Origin of the sequence: Rhizobium zaerense, assembly GCF_051810725.1 — a bacterium.
Lineage (GTDB): Bacteria > Pseudomonadota > Alphaproteobacteria > Rhizobiales > Rhizobiaceae > Rhizobium > Rhizobium leguminosarum_I.
Window position 1 is genome coordinate 351,436 of the sequence record NZ_JBPWQY020000004.1, and the last position, 17,601, is coordinate 369,036.

The window sequence follows — 17,601 nt, forward strand, 5'->3', positions numbered from 1 at the left end:
TTTGTTCTTCTTTCGCGACCACGACATCTTTTCATCCGCTCGCAGGACCCCGGTCCGTTTTTTAACAACCGGCTTTCTCCGCCGACAGCTACCAAGCCATCCTGCCGCTCGGGCTTCACGGCCCACAGGTGACTCGATCTGATAGTTGACTGCCCCATCGCCATTCCTTCGCTTGGGACCGCGTGTCACTTCGAGCGAGAAACCTGGCTTCATATAAACGCTACGTATCGTTTTATCAAGCCCGTGAACAGTCAACCCGTCTTGCGCCGGTGTTAATGAGAAAATGAACCGTGTCACTCGACCTTGCGTCCATTTGGGACGCTAGCCCCGCGAGAGCGGAGCGGAAATTGTACTTAGGTGTCGTGCTGGAGGGCAGCCTCGTTCTATTCCGCAAAAAGGTCAGCCGCCGATGCGTCTAATCGTTTTTATCGAGAAATATGCATTGACCTGCCGCATCGATTACACTTCATATCCGCGCCCAAGATGGAGTGACCAGCCGGGGAGGATATATGCGGGTTTTCTCGAGCATTGACGAGCTGCGCCACACGCTCGACGCGCTGAGGCGGCAGGGGCGAACCGTCGGCCTTGTTCCGACCATGGGCTATCTCCATGCCGGTCATATGGAGCTGGTCGCGCGCGCTCGCGCCGAAAACGACATCGTCGTCGTGTCAATTTTCGTCAATCCGCTGCAGTTCGGTCCGACGGAAGATCTCAGCAAATATCCGCGCGACCTGGAACGCGATGCCGCCATGCTGAGACAGGCCGGCGTCAATTTCCTTTTTTCACCTGGCGTCGAGGACATGTATCCGCACCCGATGCTTGCTGTCGTCGACGTTCCCGATCTCGGGCGCGAACTCGAAGGAGCGGTCCGGCCTGGGCATTTTGGCGGCGTTACCACGGTCGTCTGCAAGCTGTTCAACATCGTGCAGCCGCAGACCGCCTATTTCGGAGAGAAGGATTACCAGCAGGTCGTTATCATCAAGCGCATGGTAGAGGATCTCGCCGTGCCGGTGCGCGTGATATCCGTGCCAACGGTCAGGGATAGCGATGGCCTCGCATTGTCCTCGCGCAACGTCTATCTCAGCGAGGTCGAGCGGCGTGCCGCGGCGATCGTCCCCCAGACCCTCGACGAGGCCGAGCGTCTGGTGGCCGGCGGCCTTGCCGATCCGGTGGAACTCGAGGCAAAGCTCACGGCGTTTCTTAGTCGCGAGCCTCTGGCAAAGCCCGAGGTCGTCGCCGTCAGGGATGCCTCAACGCTGCAGAAGGTCACGTCGATCACAGACCCTGTCGTCGTGGCGCTCTTCGTTCGGGTCGGCTCGACGAGGCTTCTCGACAACAGGGTCGTTGGTGACAACCGATGATCGGGAACAACAGGGTTGTCGGCGGGCGAGGCCTGCCGGGAAAGGGAGTGACCAGATGAGCGCGGCAGGAATTCAGAAGCGCCTTACGCCAGCGCGCATTTCAGCCATGAAGGGCGGCAAGCCGATCGTCTGCCTGACCGCCTATACGACGCCCATGGCGCGGCTGCTCGATGAGCATTGCGACCTTCTGCTGGTCGGGGATTCGCTCGGCATGGTGCTCTATGGGATGGAAAGCACCATCGGCGTCACACTCGACATGATGATCGCGCACGGCAAGGCGGTGATGCGCGGCGTCGGCAAGGCCTGCATCGTCGTCGACATGCCGTTCGGAAGTTATCAAGAATCCAAGGAGATCGCCTTCCGCAACGCTGTCCGCGTCCTGCAGGAAACCGGCTGCGATGCCGTCAAGCTGGAGGGCGGCGAGGAGATGGCCGAGACCATCGCCTTTCTGACCAAGCGGGGGATTCCGGTTATGGGCCATATCGGCCTTATGCCACAGCAGGTCCAAACCGCAGGCGGTTATCGGTCCGTCGGCCATTCCGAACACGAGACGTCGAAGATCCGCCGCGATGCGCACGCGATTGGCGGCTCAGGAGCCTTTGCCGTCGTAATCGAGGGCACGGTGGAGCCGCTCGCCCGCGAGGTGACGGCCGCCATGCACGTTCCGACCATCGGTATCGGCGCTTCTTCCGCCTGCGACGGTCAGATTCTGGTTTCCGACGACATTCTGGGTCTTTTCAACGATTTCACCCCGCGCTTCGTCAAGCGCTACGACGAACTCGGCAAAAGGATCTCGGCCGCCGCCGCGGCTTATGCCGAAGAGGTCCGATCGCGACAGTTTCCGGCAGCGGAGCACACCTTCAAGCGGCGATCCTGACGCGAGACGATGAAAGCTCCATCACCGCACGATATACTGCTCGCGCATGGTTTCGGCCGAGCGGCGGACCGCCTCGGAAACCTGCTGGAGCTGTTTGGCCATAGGCGTCGAATTGCGCCAGATCATGCCGATCGTTCGCGACGGCTGCGGAGACTGAAAACGGGAGATCGAGACATGCGCCGAGCGCGTTTCGAGGGGAACGGCCATCTCGGGAATTAAGGTGATGCCGATACCGGCGCTGACCATCTGGACCAGGGTGGACAAAGAGCTGCCTTCCATGACTTCCCGGGGACGGGCCTGCCCTACCTTGCAGAACGACAAGGCCTGATCGCGAAAGCAGTGGCCTTCCTCGAGCAGCAGCAACCGCATTTCGCGAAGCGCCTCGCGTTCGGGCACCGGCTTACCCTCGTCTTCGGGCCGCCGGACCAGCACGAACTCTTCCTTGAAGAGCTCGAGTTCTGCCAGGGAGGGTTCCGACACGGGCAAAGCAACGATTGCCGTGTCCAACTGGCCTTGCGCCAGCTCCTGAACCAGCTTCGACGTCTGCGTTTCGCGCACTTCGATCTGGATTCCCGCAAAGCTCTTGTTCAGGTCATTGATGATGGCCGGCAACAGATAGGGCGCAATCGTCGGTATGATGCCGATGCGCAGCCGCGTCAGGAAGAGATCACGCGCCGCCCGCGCCAGCTCCGCAAGCTCGTCCACGCCACGCAGGATATCGCGGATCCTGAGAGCCACGGTCTGACCGAAGGCGGTCAGCTTCACCTCACGCGCGTTGCGCTCAAAAAGCTCACCGCCCAATTCTTGCTCAAGTTCTTTGATCTGCATTGACAATGCCGGCTGGGAGATCGCACAGGCGTCGGCAGCGCGCCGGAAGCGGCCATCTCTTGCCAGTGCTTCAAAATAACGTAGCTGTTTCAGGGTAAGGTTCTTCATAACTTCATCTTATCGCGACGATCAGTAAATCCAACTTAAATTTATGAAGCGCTTCCGATATGAAGACTTCAGGGAGAGAGTGGGGCGCCAGCTCGGCTCATCTTTTTGGACCGAAGACAGATCAAGCAATGAAGGAGACGATCATGGACAACCCCACTGACAGCGCAGGCAAATGTCCTGTTGCACATGGCAATACGCCTCGCGGTAGATCCAACCGCGACTGGTGGCCCAATCAGCTGAACGTGCAGATTCTTCACCACAATTCCGGCCGCGCCGATCCCATGGGTGAGGCGTTCGACTATGCCGAGGAGTTCAAGAAGCTCGATCTCGACGGCCTGAAGAAGGATCTTCACGCGCTGATGACGGATCTGCAGGATTGGTGGCCGGCCGATTTCGGCCATTACGGCGGCCTGTTCATCCGCATGGCCTGGCATAGCGCCGGCACCTACCGCATCACCGACGGCCGCGGCGGCGCCGGTCAGGGCCAGCAGCGTTTTGCGCCGCTGAACAGCTGGCCCGACAACGTGAACCTCGACAAGGCCCGCCGCCTGCTGTGGCCAATCAAGCAGAAATACGGCAACAGGATCTCTTGGGCAGACCTTCTGATCCTTACCGGCAATGTCGCGCTCGAATCCATGGGCTTCAAGACCTTCGGCTTTGCCGGCGGCCGCGCCGACGTCTGGGAGCCGGAAGAACTCTACTGGGGTCCTGAGGGTACCTGGCTGGGTGACGAGCGCTACAGCGGCGAACGCGAACTGGCAGAGCCGCTTGGCGCCGTGCAGATGGGCCTCATCTATGTCAACCCGGAAGGCCCTAACGGCACTCCGGATCCGCTGGCGTCTGCCCGCGACATCCGTGAAACCTTCGCTCGTATGGCGATGAACGACGAAGAAACCGTGGCACTGATCGCCGGCGGGCATACCTTCGGCAAGACCCATGGCGCTGGCGATCCCTCGTTTGTCGGTGTCGACCCGGAAGGCGGCGAGCTCGAAGCTCAGGGCCTGGGCTGGATCAGCAAGTTCAATACCGGCGTCGGTCGCGATGCCATCGGTAGCGGCCTCGAAGTGACCTGGACCCAGACGCCGACCCAGTGGAGCAACTACTTCTTCGAAAACCTGTTCGCTTTCGAATGGGAGCTGACCAAGAGCCCGGGCGGCGCGCATCAGTGGCAGGCCAAGAACGCCGACGCCTCCATTCCGGATGCCTATGATGCATCGAAGAAGCATCTGCCGACCATGCTGACCAGCGACCTGGCGCTGCGTTTCGATCCCGTCTACGAAAAGATCTCGCGCCGCTTCCTGGAAAATCCTGCCGAGTTCGCCGACGCCTTTGCCCGCGCCTGGTTCAAGCTGACCCACCGCGACATGGGACCGAAGGTGCGTTATCTCGGCCCGGAGGTTCCGGCCGAAGACCTGATCTGGCAGGACGTGATCCCGGCCGTCGATCATCCGCTTGTCGACGATAAGGATATCGCCGACCTCAAGGCAAAGGTGCTAGCAACCGGCCTCACCGTGCAGGAACTGGTCTCGACCGCCTGGGCGTCCGCCTCGACCTTCCGCGGCTCCGACAAGCGCGGCGGCGCCAATGGCGCGCGCATCCGTTTTGCCCCGCAGAAGGACTGGGAGGTCAACCAGCCGGCGCAGCTCGCCAAGGTGCTCGGCGTTCTCGAAGGCATCCAGAAAGACTTCAACGCCGCCCAGGCCGGGGCGAAGAAGATCTCGTTGGCCGACCTGATCGTTCTGGGCGGTGCAGCCGGTGTGGAAAAGGCGGCAGCGGCCGGCGGTCATGCGGTCAGCGTGCCGTTCACGCCAGGCCGTATGGACGCCTCCGAGGCGCAGACCGACGCGCACTCCTTCGCGGCGCTCAAGCCCCGCGCCGACGGTTTCCGCAACTATATCGGTGGCCGGCAGTTCATGAAGCCGGAAGAGGCCCTGGTGGACCGTGCGCAGCTGCTGACGCTGACCGGACCTGAAATGACCGTTCTTGTCGGCGGCCTGCGTGTGCTGAAGGCCGGGGCTCCCGAGCATGGCGTCTTCACCTCCCGCCCGGAAACGCTGACCAACGACTTCTTCGTCAACCTGCTCGACATGGGCACGCAGTGGTCCCCCGCTGCCGGCAAGGAAGGGATTTACGAAGGGCGTGATCGCAAGACCAACGACGTCAAGTGGACCGGCACCCGGGTAGACCTGATCTTCGGCTCGCACGCGCAACTGCGCGCCTTTGCCGAAGTCTACGCCCAGTCCGACGCCAAGAAGAAGTTCGTCAAGGACTTCGTCGCGGCCTGGACCAAGGTCATGAACGCCGATCGTTTCGACCTCGTCTGATCGGCAGCATTTTGCCCGGGCGCCGTTTCGGCTGCGCCCGGGCATTTTTTTGGAGACCGGACCTACCGCCCGACCGTCCAGTCCTCGACACGCAGACCATTGACGCGGCGGAATTCCCCGACATTGTTGGTGACGAGAACCAGATCCCGGGTCCTGGCCTGAGCGGCGATCAGAACATCATAGGGACCGATCGGCGTTCCCTTTGCCGCCAATGCGGCACGGATCTCCCCAGCGGCCAACGCATCCTCCTGCTCGAAACCGACAACTGAGAAATCCGCCACGAACAGGCGCAGGGTTTCGAGCTTGTAGGAAATTTTCGCGCTTTTATAGGCGCCATAATAGAGCTCGTGCATCACCACGGTCGACAGCCCAATCGATCCCTCATCGCTGTCGATCACGCTCTTCAGCAGTGTTTCGGATTTCCCGCCGATCAGGGCGATCACCGCATTGGTGTCGATAAGATGCGTGATCACTTGAACAGGTCCTGAAGACCCGGTCTCTCCTGCTCCTCCGGCTGCTCTCGCCCTTCCGCCATGAAATCGTCGCTGAGGCCGCGCTCCAAGACGCTATGCAACGATGCCCACCGCATGCTGCGATCGGCCAGCCGTCAAAACGTTGTCGCGGCCTGCTCATGTTCGTTAGGCCAGCAGCACTTTGCCGCCCGTCCGGAACGGAACGGCGGATCCCAGTGCTTCACTGACCTTTTCCAGAGGAAACACCTCCCGCACCTCGGTGGCGATGACCTTCGAGGCGATCTGCGCGGCGAGCTCAGAATAGGCCCGCTGGACGTTGCTCATCGCTTCGGAATGAACCCATTCCCGGAGGTGACAATAGGAAAAGGCAATATCGGGCTGTGACATCCAGAAAGAAGCCGGTATGCCCTGCCCCGAAAGCAGACCGTAATGCACGAAGTGTCCGCCGGGTTTAAGCGCATCCGCGAGGATTGAGGCGTGCGCGCCTCCGACGCAATCAAGCACCGCGTCGAGCCCATGCCGGCCGGCGAGCCCGGCGACCAGATCGCTTTCGCTTTCCTCCCTGTCGACGATGACAGCCTCGATCCGGCCGCGCAGGCGCTCAAGCGATCCTTCGTTGCGGATGATGGCGATCGGCTCCACGCCCGCGCTATTGGCGAGACCGATCAATATCGCTCCGATCGAAGAGGCGGCGGCATTGATGGCGATGCGCATTCCCGGCCTCAGCCCGATCTTGGCATGCAGCATCAACCAGGCCGTCATCGGATTGACGTAACTCGTCGCAGCTTCGAAATCGGTGAGCTCGTCTGGAACACGCAGGCACCAGCCTGGATCAGTGTCCTTAAATTGCTGCCAGCCGCCGGCGCTGCGCACGGGCAGCACGCGTGTTCCGAGGGGAAGCCCATGAACCTCCTCGCCGCACTGTTCGACCACGCCGAAAGCTTCGAAGCCGGGAATGAAGGGCAATGTCGTGCGTCCGCTATAGGCTCCCGATATGGTGATGATATCGGACGGATTGATCGCCCGCGCCAGCAGGCGCACCCTCACCTGGTCGCGCCGCAGCGGCGGCAGCGCCGCCTCCCCGAGTTCGACGACATCCTGAGCCCGGCCGAATTTGCGCACGACTGCCTGATATTGCATTGCATCCCCCACACACTGCGATTAGATCACTCCGTCGAATTGGTGATCGAATGAGCGTTGACGACAGGCCTTTAGCATTGTTCCGGGTCTCGATGCGAGACATCGACATCTATGGTCACGTCCACAATTCCCGTTATCTCGATTATTGCGAGGATGCGGTCGTCGAATTCCTGCGGCAAGGGCATATTCTCAGCCATTTCCGTCACACCTCCTCCGGCGTTGCCTATCACGTGAAGAAGGCGGAGATCATCTTTCACAGCCCGATCGACCTCGATGATGTCGTCGAGGCAAAGGTGGACGTAGAAAAAATCGGGCGCACGAGCCTGTCCTTTGCCATAGGACTCTTTCGCCAGCGCGATGGCGCCCATTGCGCATCGGCACATTTCGTCTGGGTCTGCGTCGGCCTCTCCGACAGCCGCCCGACGCCGATCCCCGAAGCGACCAGAGCGGCTCTGTCTCCCGGCTGATTGCCGATCATTCAAACCAGCGGGTGTCCATGCCGATCCATGCGCAGCTTCTTCGACATGCAAGGGAGACACCGGACAAACCGGCGCTGGTGATCGACGGGCACTCGCTCAGCTACGGCGAGCTCTATTTGCGCGCCAAGGCAATCTATCGGTTTCTCCAAGATCTCCCTCGCTCGAACCGCCGCATGCTCGATCTGCCCGGTGTGGAGAAGCTTGCCGCTCTCAGCCTTGGCAATCACAGCGGCTTTGCCCAGTATTTTGCGGCGGCCACCGCGTTGCCGAATGCCTGTGCGGTCATCGACCCGATGATGCCGGTGGAAAGGATCGAACGCATCATCGAGCGCCTGGCGCCTGACGTTCTGATCGTCGACGACAATACTGGGCCGAGCGCCGAAATTGCCCGAAGACTCGGCATTCCCGTTGTCGCTGCCGGAGCGGAGGCCTTCGACCTTGCCTCGACGGAAGGTAATGCCGAGCTGCCGGTCGATGCCGACAAGACCTTTCTGATCGGCTTCACGTCAGGGACCACCGCCGAGCCGAAGGCCTATTATCGCTCGCGCGAACAGTGGCGCCGGAGCCTCGATCGGGGACGCGGCGTTTTCGAACTCGAAGACGCGCCGTCGACAATGTGCCCGGGAGTCCTCGCGCATGGCCTGGCGCTTTATGCACTGGTCGAAGCTCTTGATGCCGGGGCAACCTTCCATTCAGTCCGGGAATGGGACCCCCTCGCGGTCGCAAGCACGCTCTCCTCCTGGCACATCGAGCGGCTGGTCGCCGTGCCGACACATATAGCCGGCATTGCAAGGGCGTGGGCAGGCGAACCCGCTCTGACGTCCCTGCGCGACGTTCTGACCGCCGGCGCAAAGCTTGACAGGAACGGGGTCGAATCCATGCGTCGCCTGTTTCCGAAGGCCCGTATCCGGGAATATTACGGCGCATCCGAGCTCGGTTTCATGACCGTCTCGACCCTTGTCGGCGGCGAGATCGATTTTCCGATCGAGCGGGTGGGGCAAGCCTATCCCGGCGTCAAAATTTCCATTCGTGACCCCGATGAAAACGACGTCGGGACCGATGTGGCCGGAACCATATTCGTCGACAGCGACCTGATCGCGGATGGATATCTTTGGGGCGACGACGGTCAGGCGTTCCGGGTCACGGAAGCGGGAGCGACGGTCGGAGATCTCGGCGAACTTGATGCCAATGGCATACTGCGGGTGATCGGCAGGGCGGGCGGCATGATGATATCAGGCGGCAACAACGTTTATCCCGCCGAAGTCGAGAGCGCGCTCAAAGCCTGCCCCGGCGTAGAAGATGCCGTTGTCTTCGGGCTGCCGGACGCCTATTTCGGTCAACGGATCGTCGCTGTCGTCTCGGGAGAGATGACGGACCCGAAAATCCTGGCCGATCATTGCGCGCGGATGCTCGCCAGGTACAAGATCCCCAAGCGATTTTACCATATAAGGTCCTGGCCGATGACAAGCAGCGGCAAGATCTCGAGGGGACAAGTGGAGCGGGCCGTGGTTTCGGGAGGCGATTTTGTCGTACGCCTATCAGCCTGACGGGGATTGGCAGCCGGTCGTGGTTGCCGCCTATCGGTCGCCGATCGGCCGGGCGTTCGGATCGCTGTCGACCGTCGCAGCAGAAGACCTGCTGGCGCCGATCATCCGCCGGATCGTGTCCGAAACGGGAGTTGCACCCAACACCATAGACGACGTGCTGGTGGGCAATGCGGCGGGCGGCGGCGGAAACATCGCGCGGCTGGCAGCGCTCACCGCAGGTCTGCCCATGACGGTTCCGGGAGTGACCATCGATCGGCAATGCGGCTCGGGCCTGGAAGCGATCATCATGGCAGCCCGACTGATCCAGGCGAAAGCCGGCGCATGTTTTCTCGCCGGCGGCGTCGAGAGTGTCAGCACCGCGCCATGGCGCGTCGAAAGACCAAAGCCGAATGGGGCGCTGCCCCGCTTTTACGGGCGCGCCCGGTTTTCGCCCGACGCGATCGGTGACCCGGAAATGGGAATTGCCGCCGAAAACGTCGCCAGGCAGTTCGGCATATCGCGTCAGAGACAGGATGAATTCGCCTTTCGCAGCCACCGGCTCGCCGTAACGGCGGCCGAGGCGGGCATCTTTCGGCCCGAGATCGTCGACATTTCCGCCAGCCACGGTTTGATCGAACGGGACGAGTGCCCACGTGCGGCTACATCCCTCCAGGCGCTCGCAAACCTCCGGCCGGTCTTCCTGGCCGATGGTTCGGTAACAGCCGGCAATGCCTGCCCGCTGAACGACGGCGCCTGCCTGGTGCTCGTTATGAGCCGCGGCATGGCGAGAAGCATGGGCATCGAAAAGGGCCTTGCCTTCATCGACAGCGCCGCTGCCGGCGTTGACCCCAACCTGCTCGGCATCGGCCCGGTCGCCTCGACCAGGAAGCTGCTGCAGCGTCAGCCCGGGCTCTCGCTCTCCGCCATCGATGCCATCGAATTCAACGAGGCCTTCGCGGCCCAGGTTCTGGCATCGCTGGATCAGCTCGATATTCCTGCCGACACGATCAACAGGAACGGTGGAGCCATTGCCTTGGGCCATCCTTTCGGGGCCTCCGGCGCAATCCTCGTTACCCGCCTGTACAGCCAGCTGATCCGCAACACCGGGGATGGCTGGGCGCCCGGTGCGACTGCCCTGGCGATGATCGGCATCGGCGGAGGCATCGGGCTGACAGCCATGTTCGAGGCTACCCAGCTTTCCTGATCCGCCGAAGGCGCAGACCGTCAGGCGGCGGCGCGCTTGTGATCGGCCGGATGCTGTAGCCGAAAGCCAATCGCCAGCCTGTTCCAGGCGTTGATCATCGCGATGCCGATCGAAAGCGCCACCAACTCGTCATCCGAGAAGTTGGCGTGCGCTTCTTCATAGACATCATCCGGCGCATGGCCTTTCGCAATCTCAGTGAGAGCCTCGGCCCAGGCGAGTGCGGCCCGCTCCCGGGCGGTGAAGAGCTGCGACTCCCGCCACGCGTTCAGAAGCAGCAGCCGGTCATCCGTTTCGCCGAGCTTCAGTGCGTCCTGGCGGTGCATGTGCAGGCAATGCGCACATCCATTCATCTGGGAAACGCGCACTTTGACGAGTTCGAGCAACTTCGGATCGAAGCTTTTGGCAATCCAGCCTTCAACGGCCACGAGGCCGTCGATGCCGCTGTTCTTATGGGCCATGAAGTTCAGACGCTTGATCATTCTTATCTCCATCGTGAGAGGATTGATGACGCAAGCCTCGGCTTGCAGGCCAGTGGATACGCCTTGCCTTCCGGGTCGGCCATCTGCCCCGACGGTACATCTGGCCAATACCTGTCGATGTGATGTTCCGCCAATTCGGCCGACTGCCTCGACCGCAGAGCCAGCTGGCCTACTACGTTCGCATAGGCTGACAGCGACCGAGGAAGAATAGTTTGGGGCCGCGATCTGGCGCATCCTCCTGCCCATCGGTTTACATCGGTCGCACCGGCGACGGTCCCGATGAAGTCGCTTCGCTCTCGAGGAGGCGGGGGCATGCCGAGCAGTTGCCTCCTCGCTTTCAAGTCAACAAAGGCAAGTCAACAGAGGAAACACCTCGTAAAGGACAAAGGAGACTACCCGTGAAAATCGTCGTTATCGGTGGCACTGGCCTCATCGGCTCAAAGACCGTGGAAAGATTGCGCAAAAAGGGGCACGAGGTATTGGCGGCTTCGCCGAACTCGGGTGTGGACACGATCACTGGCAAGGGCGTGGCGGATGCGCTCGCCGGGGCGCAGGTGGTCCTCGATCTCGCGAACTCTCCCTCGTTCGAGGACAAGGCCGTTCTGGAATTCTTCCAGACGTCGGGCCGCAATCTGCTCAAGGCGGGGGCTGCCGCCGGCGTCAAGCATCACATCGCGCTGTCGATCGTCGGCATGGAGCGGCTGCAGGGCAGCGGCTACATGCGCGCCAAGATGGCCCAGGAGGAGCTGATCAAGAGCTCCGGGATACCCTATACCATCGTGCGCTCCACCCAGTTCCATGAATTCATGGCTGGCATCGCCCAGTCGGGTACCGTTGGCCAGACCGTACATCTGTCGCCGGCCTATGTGCAGCCGATCGCCTCGGACGACGTCGCCGACGTCATGGCCGAGGTGGCGCTCGGCACGCCTGTGAACGGCACGATCGAGATCGGCGGGCCGGAGAAAGTCCGCCTCACCGAAATCGTGACGCGTCTCTTCAAGGCGACGAACGATCCGCGGCAGGTGATGGCGGATCCGCACGCCCGCTACTTCGGCGTGGAGCTCGAGGATAATTCGCTCGTGACCGGCGCTAAGGCGCGGCTCGGCAAGATCCGCTTCGACGATTGGCTGAGCCGGCAGCCGCCTCAGAAGAAGAGCGCCTGATATCGGGCGCCCGACCCATTCCCATCAACGCAGGAGACCAGACATGCTCAGAAAAATGATCTCGGCGGCGGCGCTCGCCATTGTCCTTGCCGCCGGCACTCAGGCTCACGCCGCAGGCGGCGACGCGAAGGTAAGCGTCGTTTTCGACCAGAAGCTTCCGAATGTTCCCGGCAAGAGCATGCGGGGCGGTGCTCGTCGAATACGCGCCGGGCGGTTCCTCGCCCGGCCATACGCACCCGGCTTCGGCCTTCATCTATGCCACCGTTCTCGAAGGTGCGATCACCAGCAAGGTGAATGACGGGCCAGAGAAGGTTTACAAGGCCGGCGAAAGCTTTCCCGAATTTCCCGGCGATCATCACAGCGTCAGCAAAAACGCCAGCAAGACAAAGCCGGCGCGCCTTCTTGCTGTCTTCGTACTGAATACTGACGAGACGGAACTGACGACCGACGACAAATGAGGTCATGAACGCACCGATGCCTGGGTCGCCGGGCATCGATATCAATGACAGCGCTGCGATCGGCGTCAGGCCGCCTGCAGCGCCAGCTCCAGGTCGGCGATCAGATCGTCCGGATGCTCGATGCCGATCGAAAGACGGATCGTCGATTCCAGAACGCCGATGCGCTGGCGGACGTCGGCGGGCACGCCGGAATGCGTCATGGTGGCCGGATGGCTCGCAAGCGATTCCGTGCCGCCGAGACTGACCGCGAGCTTGAAGATCTGCAGCGCGTTCAGGAATTTGAACGAGGCTGGCTGACCACCGCGGATGTCGAAAGAGAAGGTCGAACCGGCGCCGGTGCATTGAGCGATGAAGGTCCGCCCGGCCGGCGATTCCGGATCGTGGTAGGACAGGTAGTGAACCTTCTCGACCTTCGGGTGATCACGCAGAAAATCTGCGACGGCCCGCGCGTTGCTGTTTGCCCGTTCCATGCGCAGCTGCAGCGTTTCCAGCGAACGGCCGAGCATCCAGCAGGAATGCGGATCAAGCTGGGTGCCGATCGCGCCGCGCAGGGCCTTGATCTGCTTGATGACCGCCTTGCGACCAAGGACGGCGCCGGCGATCAGGTCGGAATGACCGCCGACATATTTCGTCAGCGAATAGAGCGATATATCGGCGCCGTGCTCGATCGGCCGCTGGAAGACCGGTCCGAGTAGGGTATTGTCGCAGACGATGATCGGCATATGGCCCTGTCTTGCACCGATCATGTCGGCCACGCGCCGGATCATCGCGACATCGACCAAACTGTTGGTCGGATTGGCAGGCGTCTCGATCAGGATGACGGAGACGCGGCCCTTGGCCATCGCCTCTTCTGCCGCCTTTTGCACCGATCCTTCGCTGACGCCGTCGGCAAACCCGACCGCGGCGGCGCCGAGGTTCAGGAAGGTCTTCGCCAGCAATGTTTCCGTTCCCCCGTAGAGCGGCTGAGAATGCAGGATCGCATCGCCGGGCCGGACGAAGGCGAGTAGAGTGGTGGTGATCGCCGCCATGCCGGATGAAAACAGCACGCCGCTTTCCGTCCGCTCGTACACGGCGAGCCTGTCTTCGACGATCTCGCTGTTTGGATGGTTGAAGCGCGAATAGACGAGGCCGGCCCCCTTCCCCTCGGGAGGCTCGCGACGGCCCGACACATAATCGAAGAAATCGCGGCCATCCTCGGCCGTCTTGAACACGAAGGTGGAGGTGAGGAACACCGGCGGCTTGACCGCTCCTTCCGAGAGTTCCGGATCGTAGCCATAATTCAGCATCTGTGTTTCGGGATGCAGGGCATGATTGCCGATATGGGTTTTGGAAGGATGCGGGGCGGTCATCATCATCTCCTGTGTCGGACTGGCGAAATATCAGAATACATCAAAACTGTAGGAGAGGAGCAATCTTCGCGGTCAGTTCCTGGTCTCGCCCAAAGTGTCCGCGACATAGGCGCCTCGCGCTCCCATTGGCAGCGGTGTCCCCGTCGTCGTGTCCCTGGCGGTCTGATGTTCGAGTTCGCTGTTCAGCTCTGCCCCAATGATGAGAATGACAACGGACAACCACATCCACATGAGGAAGCCGATCAGCGCTCCAAGGGTGCCGTATGTCGCGTTGTAATTGGCGAAATGATTCAGATAGAAGGAAAAGCCGAGCGACATGAGGGCCCAGCCAACAGTAGTCAAAGCCGCGCCCCACGTCATCCACCGGGCTTTTGCAGGCTCCCGGCTTGGACCAAAGCGGTAGACCCGTGTGACGGCCACCGCAACCACGAGCAGGAGCAGCGGCCACCTAAGAAGAAGAGCCAGGTGCTCCTTGAATTGATCGAGCCAAAGATAGGAGAGCACGACTGGCATTACGCCAACGAGGGCCACCATGACGACCGCAAAAGCCATTGAACATAGGGTGAAGCAGAGACCCGTCAGATTCAGTCGCACGAGGCTTCGTTTCTCCTTTTCCTCATAGGCCACGTTCATGGCGTCGAATATCGCCAGCGTTCCATTATGCGTGCTCCATAGCGCGATCGCGAGGCCTACGAAAAAGGCGATGCCGAGTGTGCTGTCGCGCCGTTCCACGAGCGCCTTGATCTGATCGGCAAGAAGATCGAATGCGCCAGGTGGCATGAGGACGGCCAGTTCGCGAAGGTGTTCGGATATGGTAGCGGGATCGGCAACCAGCCCATAAAGAGAGACCAGGGCCGCGAGGGCAGGAAATATCGCCAGCAAGAGATAGAAGGTCACGCCCGCCGCGATGAGAGTGACCCTGTCATCTAGAATTTCATGGAAAACGCGCCAGAATACGTCGCGAAGGCCGCTGAAAGGGATAGCCTCGGGCGTGCTGGCGCTGCGGCCATGATCGTCAACTGCGTGGCCAGGTTTCGCAGACGGGTCGGTCGACCTGCGCTCGATTGCCTGCATGTAGACAAGCGCGCCAACCGCTGCGGCCATCATTGCAGCCGCGGCGGAGAATCTCCTACGTTGAAGCACATCACGCATGTGGATGGTCTCCGATCTAGTGCGGAGATAACGCGGCGTGCCGCTAAAGGATGCAGGCCCATTGCTTTCCTGCGGACATTTGATGCGGCAGCGTAGCCCCGACTCTGCGCTGAGTAGCGCCTAGAGGAGGCGAGGTGAAGTAGTTTCGAAGATAGCAAACCATTGATTTCACATACAGTATTTCAATCTGCGGAAGCAAACACCGGCTTCAGTTCCCTTACTGCCTTGCCAGCGCTCTTTTGCAAAATCTGCCGGATATGACAGTTTTGGCCCCGCGAGACGGAACTCGGTGCGCAGTCAATATCCGAAGCGCCGCTTGGATCTGAATTCCCTTTGCTGCCATCCGATATTCCGGTGCCTATCGGCGACCGGCATCTGCAGCGATGCTCTCTGCATCGGTCCGCAAAACAATAGCGCCGGTGACAACGGCGTGCAATACCCGCTTACGGTATCATCGCGCAAAGACCGATCCGTGGGTGCGGGCCGACGGTTTTCGCTTCGTGTCCACCGTGGCAGGCGTCGGAGACACTCAAAGAATGCTCGCCTGCAGCGCGATCTCGATGGCTTCTGTGGTTGCTTGATATTGTCTCCGTAGTAAGCGGCGCGCTCTGCATTGATCAAGTGGCCAAGTGTCGGCGAGCTGAGCGCGAAGAGTCGGAGGTGAGCGCGCCGAGGCGAACGCAGGTCAGTTCGTGGCGTTGCGCTACTTTGCGGTGACGGCCCCTCCCCGACCGTCACTGCAAGCGCTTCTCCGGCATCGCATTTGCTGAAACAGCTTCTGGCAACTCGCCCTGCGTCGAACGCAGTTGAAGTGGCTGACAGCGAGGGTCCGCACGCCATCAAGCAACTACATCGAAGGGGGATGCCGCCCATCAGGCAGGACGTCTTGGCGCTGAGGTCGCGACAGAGAAGACGTGACGCTGTCGTCCCCGCATATGCTTGGCATGCTGCCGCAAGCATGTCGATGATAGTCGGTGCACGCTGATCGACTTAGTCTATGTCGGCGGCTGCCCATCCGCGATCGGCTGGTGGGTCCGACGGACTCAAGCAGCCGATTTTGCCGCGATCGATGGTGCCCCTCTCCTTCCGCGAGATTCCTCCGCTCAGCCGTATAAGGGTCCGGATGGCGGCGAGGCGGCCACAACGCGGCCGACGAATCCGCAGGCGCCGGCTTGATGGCAGGTGGAGCCCTTCACGCTTCCGCGGCGAATCGACGAACCGAAAGCCGAGCGTCCTGACGATCCGGTTGTCCGCGGACAACCGGATGCCAACTTGGCAGCACTCGGTCGTTGGTGCATGGACTGGGTTTCGCAGCAATTGGTTTGCAGGGTCATGGCCTTCGCACGAACGGCTCCGTCTGACGTCATCGAAAGTCGCTTTACACCGCACGCCGAGCAGGCGTCGCGTTTCCGGCTCCAAGAGCAACGACTGGTGCTCGGTGCCGAAGGCTGCTCGGAGATTGAGGAGGAGCGGAGTGCCTAACAGTTGAAGAATTACCGTGATGTAGGCGCCATCGCTTTAATGGTCAAAGAAATATGCGCTCGGCCCCAGCGTCACCGTCCTTGCCGTTCTTGCAGGCCCTCGGCCGGCAATCGAAGGTCGCGCCGCTCGACGAAAGGCTCCTTGACTAAGGGCGACGCGCCGCTTCGACAAATCTGGTGGCTCTGCTGGTCTGGCCGACTGGGTTGGTCGGGAGCCGGTGGCCACCCGTGCAGGGCGCCTCGGCAGAGGGTAGAGAGGCGGCACGTCACGGCACCGCATCCGTCAACCCGCCAGTTTCGCCGCTTCCACAGATAAGCCCCCCCCACCTGGGTCGTATGGCCCGTCCCCATGAGGTTTGCGGCCGGCCAAGGCTGGAACCTGGATGATGCAGCGGAGGGTGGAGCGCTGGCCGCAGCAGCCGCATGTCTTCGGAAGGATGATTCTCGTTGTCGCCGTCGCTGGCAAGTTCGGCCAGTTGGCGATCGCCTTTGTACGATACCTCTTCCAGCGTGAAAGCCATTCGGGTGGAGATAAACGAGCCGGATGGATGCGGAGCCCGGGTTCCAAGGTGTACCCCCGATATCAATTGCCGTAACCCGCTTTCTTGTTCAGCTCTTGGCGCTCCCGCAGCAGGCTTCCTATCGCGCACATAAATGACACCGTTGTGGGCAGATCCGCCATTCCGGACATCGTTCGCGAGTTGTCCGCGGACAACCCAGCGGTCGGCCTCAATCCTGTGCGGGAGAGGGCTTCATCTGCATGGGTGCTCGTCTGCGATATCCAGGCCGCCCCCCAGGCTTGGATTTGCCGCATTGCGGTACGACCTCGTGACACACCGAAGCCTTATCACCTCCAAGCCGCTTCGGCCCGACGGACAGCACTCCTCCTCCCAGGCTGTCGGTCACTATCGAAGCGCGGCGCACCTCTCCCGCGCCGGGCTTTTGTCATTCTGGCAAGGCCCCGGACGGGCGGAGAAGCCTCATTTCCTGTGCGCGCCAATCAGCTCCCGGTAAGAAGTCCAGGCATCTGGCGTCCGGGGTGGGGCAGGTTGTCTGTATCGCCGATTTGTGCCGCGGCCGCAGCTTCAGCAGCAAGGCAGTGAGGCATGTTCCATGGGTCGCTGGCGAGCCTTGGCTAAGGCACTCCCCGGAGTGGCCGCGGCGGCTTGCTGATCTTTGGCACAGATCTGAATGGCCTC

12 protein-coding genes and 2 pseudogenes are annotated in these 17,601 nt (G+C 61.4%); 8 read left to right on the forward strand and 6 right to left on the reverse strand.

Features of this window, described 5'->3' with window-relative positions; translation table 11 throughout:
• Nucleotides 1–509 precede the first annotated feature (509 nt).
• Nucleotides 510–1,420, forward strand: a pseudogene (gene panC, locus ACS4RR_RS29590) (pantoate--beta-alanine ligase).
• Nucleotides 1,417–2,238: a 3-methyl-2-oxobutanoate hydroxymethyltransferase gene (gene panB / locus ACS4RR_RS29595; protein ID WP_260111348.1), complete on the forward strand. Its 822-nt coding sequence runs from the start codon at nucleotides 1,417–1,419 to the stop codon at nucleotides 2,236–2,238. The pseudogene panC and the gene panB overlap by 4 nt, the downstream one beginning before the upstream one ends.
• Nucleotides 2,239–2,259: 21 nt before the next feature.
• On the opposite strand, the gene ACS4RR_RS29600 is transcribed toward panB, so the two are convergent.
• The gene (locus ACS4RR_RS29600) at nucleotides 2,260–3,174 is read right to left on the reverse strand and encodes a hydrogen peroxide-inducible genes activator (protein ID WP_260111347.1); all 915 of its coding nucleotides are present in this window, start codon (nucleotides 3,172–3,174) and stop codon (nucleotides 2,260–2,262) included.
• Between the two features lie 143 nt (nucleotides 3,175–3,317).
• Between ACS4RR_RS29600 and katG the strand changes: the two genes are divergently transcribed.
• Nucleotides 3,318–5,498 (forward strand): catalase/peroxidase HPI, encoded by a 2,181-nt coding sequence (gene katG / locus ACS4RR_RS29605; protein ID WP_456190519.1) that lies wholly within the window; start codon nucleotides 3,318–3,320, stop codon nucleotides 5,496–5,498.
• Between the two features lie 62 nt (nucleotides 5,499–5,560).
• On the opposite strand, the gene ACS4RR_RS29610 is transcribed toward katG, so the two are convergent.
• Both ACS4RR_RS29610 and ACS4RR_RS29615 read right to left on the reverse strand, forming a co-directional pair.
• Nucleotides 5,561–5,971 (reverse strand): type II toxin-antitoxin system VapC family toxin, encoded by a 411-nt coding sequence (locus ACS4RR_RS29610; protein ID WP_260111345.1) that lies wholly within the window; start codon nucleotides 5,969–5,971, stop codon nucleotides 5,561–5,563.
• Between the two features lie 165 nt (nucleotides 5,972–6,136).
• Nucleotides 6,137–7,111, reverse strand: coding sequence for a zinc-dependent alcohol dehydrogenase family protein (locus ACS4RR_RS29615; protein WP_456190520.1), 975 nt, complete (start codon nucleotides 7,109–7,111; stop codon nucleotides 6,137–6,139).
• Nucleotides 7,112–7,161: 50 nt separating this feature from the next.
• Between ACS4RR_RS29615 and ACS4RR_RS29620 the strand changes: the two genes are divergently transcribed.
• Genes ACS4RR_RS29620 through ACS4RR_RS29630 form a run of 3 tightly spaced genes read left to right on the forward strand, consistent with a single transcriptional unit; the run spans nucleotide 7,162 to nucleotide 10,320 of the window.
• Nucleotides 7,162–7,578, forward strand: a complete 417-nt coding sequence (locus ACS4RR_RS29620) for an acyl-CoA thioesterase (protein ID WP_260111343.1) — start codon at nucleotides 7,162–7,164, stop codon at nucleotides 7,576–7,578.
• 29 nt (nucleotides 7,579–7,607) lie between these two features.
• Nucleotides 7,608–9,137 (forward strand): class I adenylate-forming enzyme family protein, encoded by a 1,530-nt coding sequence (locus tag ACS4RR_RS29625; RefSeq protein WP_260111342.1) that lies wholly within the window; start codon nucleotides 7,608–7,610, stop codon nucleotides 9,135–9,137.
• Nucleotides 9,115–10,320 (forward strand): thiolase family protein, encoded by a 1,206-nt coding sequence (locus ACS4RR_RS29630; protein ID WP_260111341.1) that lies wholly within the window; start codon nucleotides 9,115–9,117, stop codon nucleotides 10,318–10,320. Before ACS4RR_RS29625 ends, ACS4RR_RS29630 begins: the two co-directional genes overlap by 23 nt.
• Before the next feature lie 20 nt (nucleotides 10,321–10,340).
• On the opposite strand, the gene ACS4RR_RS29635 is transcribed toward ACS4RR_RS29630, so the two are convergent.
• On the reverse strand, nucleotides 10,341–10,799 hold the full coding sequence (locus tag ACS4RR_RS29635) for a carboxymuconolactone decarboxylase family protein (protein WP_170281015.1): 459 nt from the start codon (nucleotides 10,797–10,799) through the stop codon (nucleotides 10,341–10,343).
• A gap of 398 nt (nucleotides 10,800–11,197) precedes the next feature.
• Between ACS4RR_RS29635 and ACS4RR_RS29640 the strand changes: the two genes are divergently transcribed.
• Nucleotides 11,198–11,962: an SDR family oxidoreductase gene (locus tag ACS4RR_RS29640; protein WP_260111340.1), complete on the forward strand. Its 765-nt coding sequence runs from the start codon at nucleotides 11,198–11,200 to the stop codon at nucleotides 11,960–11,962.
• A gap of 43 nt (nucleotides 11,963–12,005) precedes the next feature.
• Nucleotides 12,006–12,420, forward strand: a pseudogene (locus ACS4RR_RS29645) (cupin domain-containing protein).
• Between the two features lie 65 nt (nucleotides 12,421–12,485).
• Here the strand turns inward: ACS4RR_RS29645 and ACS4RR_RS29650 are convergent.
• A complete protein-coding gene (locus ACS4RR_RS29650; RefSeq protein ID WP_260059619.1) occupies nucleotides 12,486–13,769 on the reverse strand; it encodes a cystathionine gamma-synthase family protein in 1,284 nt (427 codons plus the stop codon).
• A 72-nt stretch (nucleotides 13,770–13,841) separates the two neighbouring features.
• Nucleotides 13,842–14,921 carry a YihY/virulence factor BrkB family protein gene (locus tag ACS4RR_RS29655; protein WP_260111339.1) on the reverse strand — a complete coding sequence of 360 codons (1,080 nt, stop codon included), beginning with the start codon at nucleotides 14,919–14,921 and terminating at the stop codon, nucleotides 13,842–13,844.
• Between the last annotated feature and the right edge of the window lie 2,680 nt (nucleotides 14,922–17,601).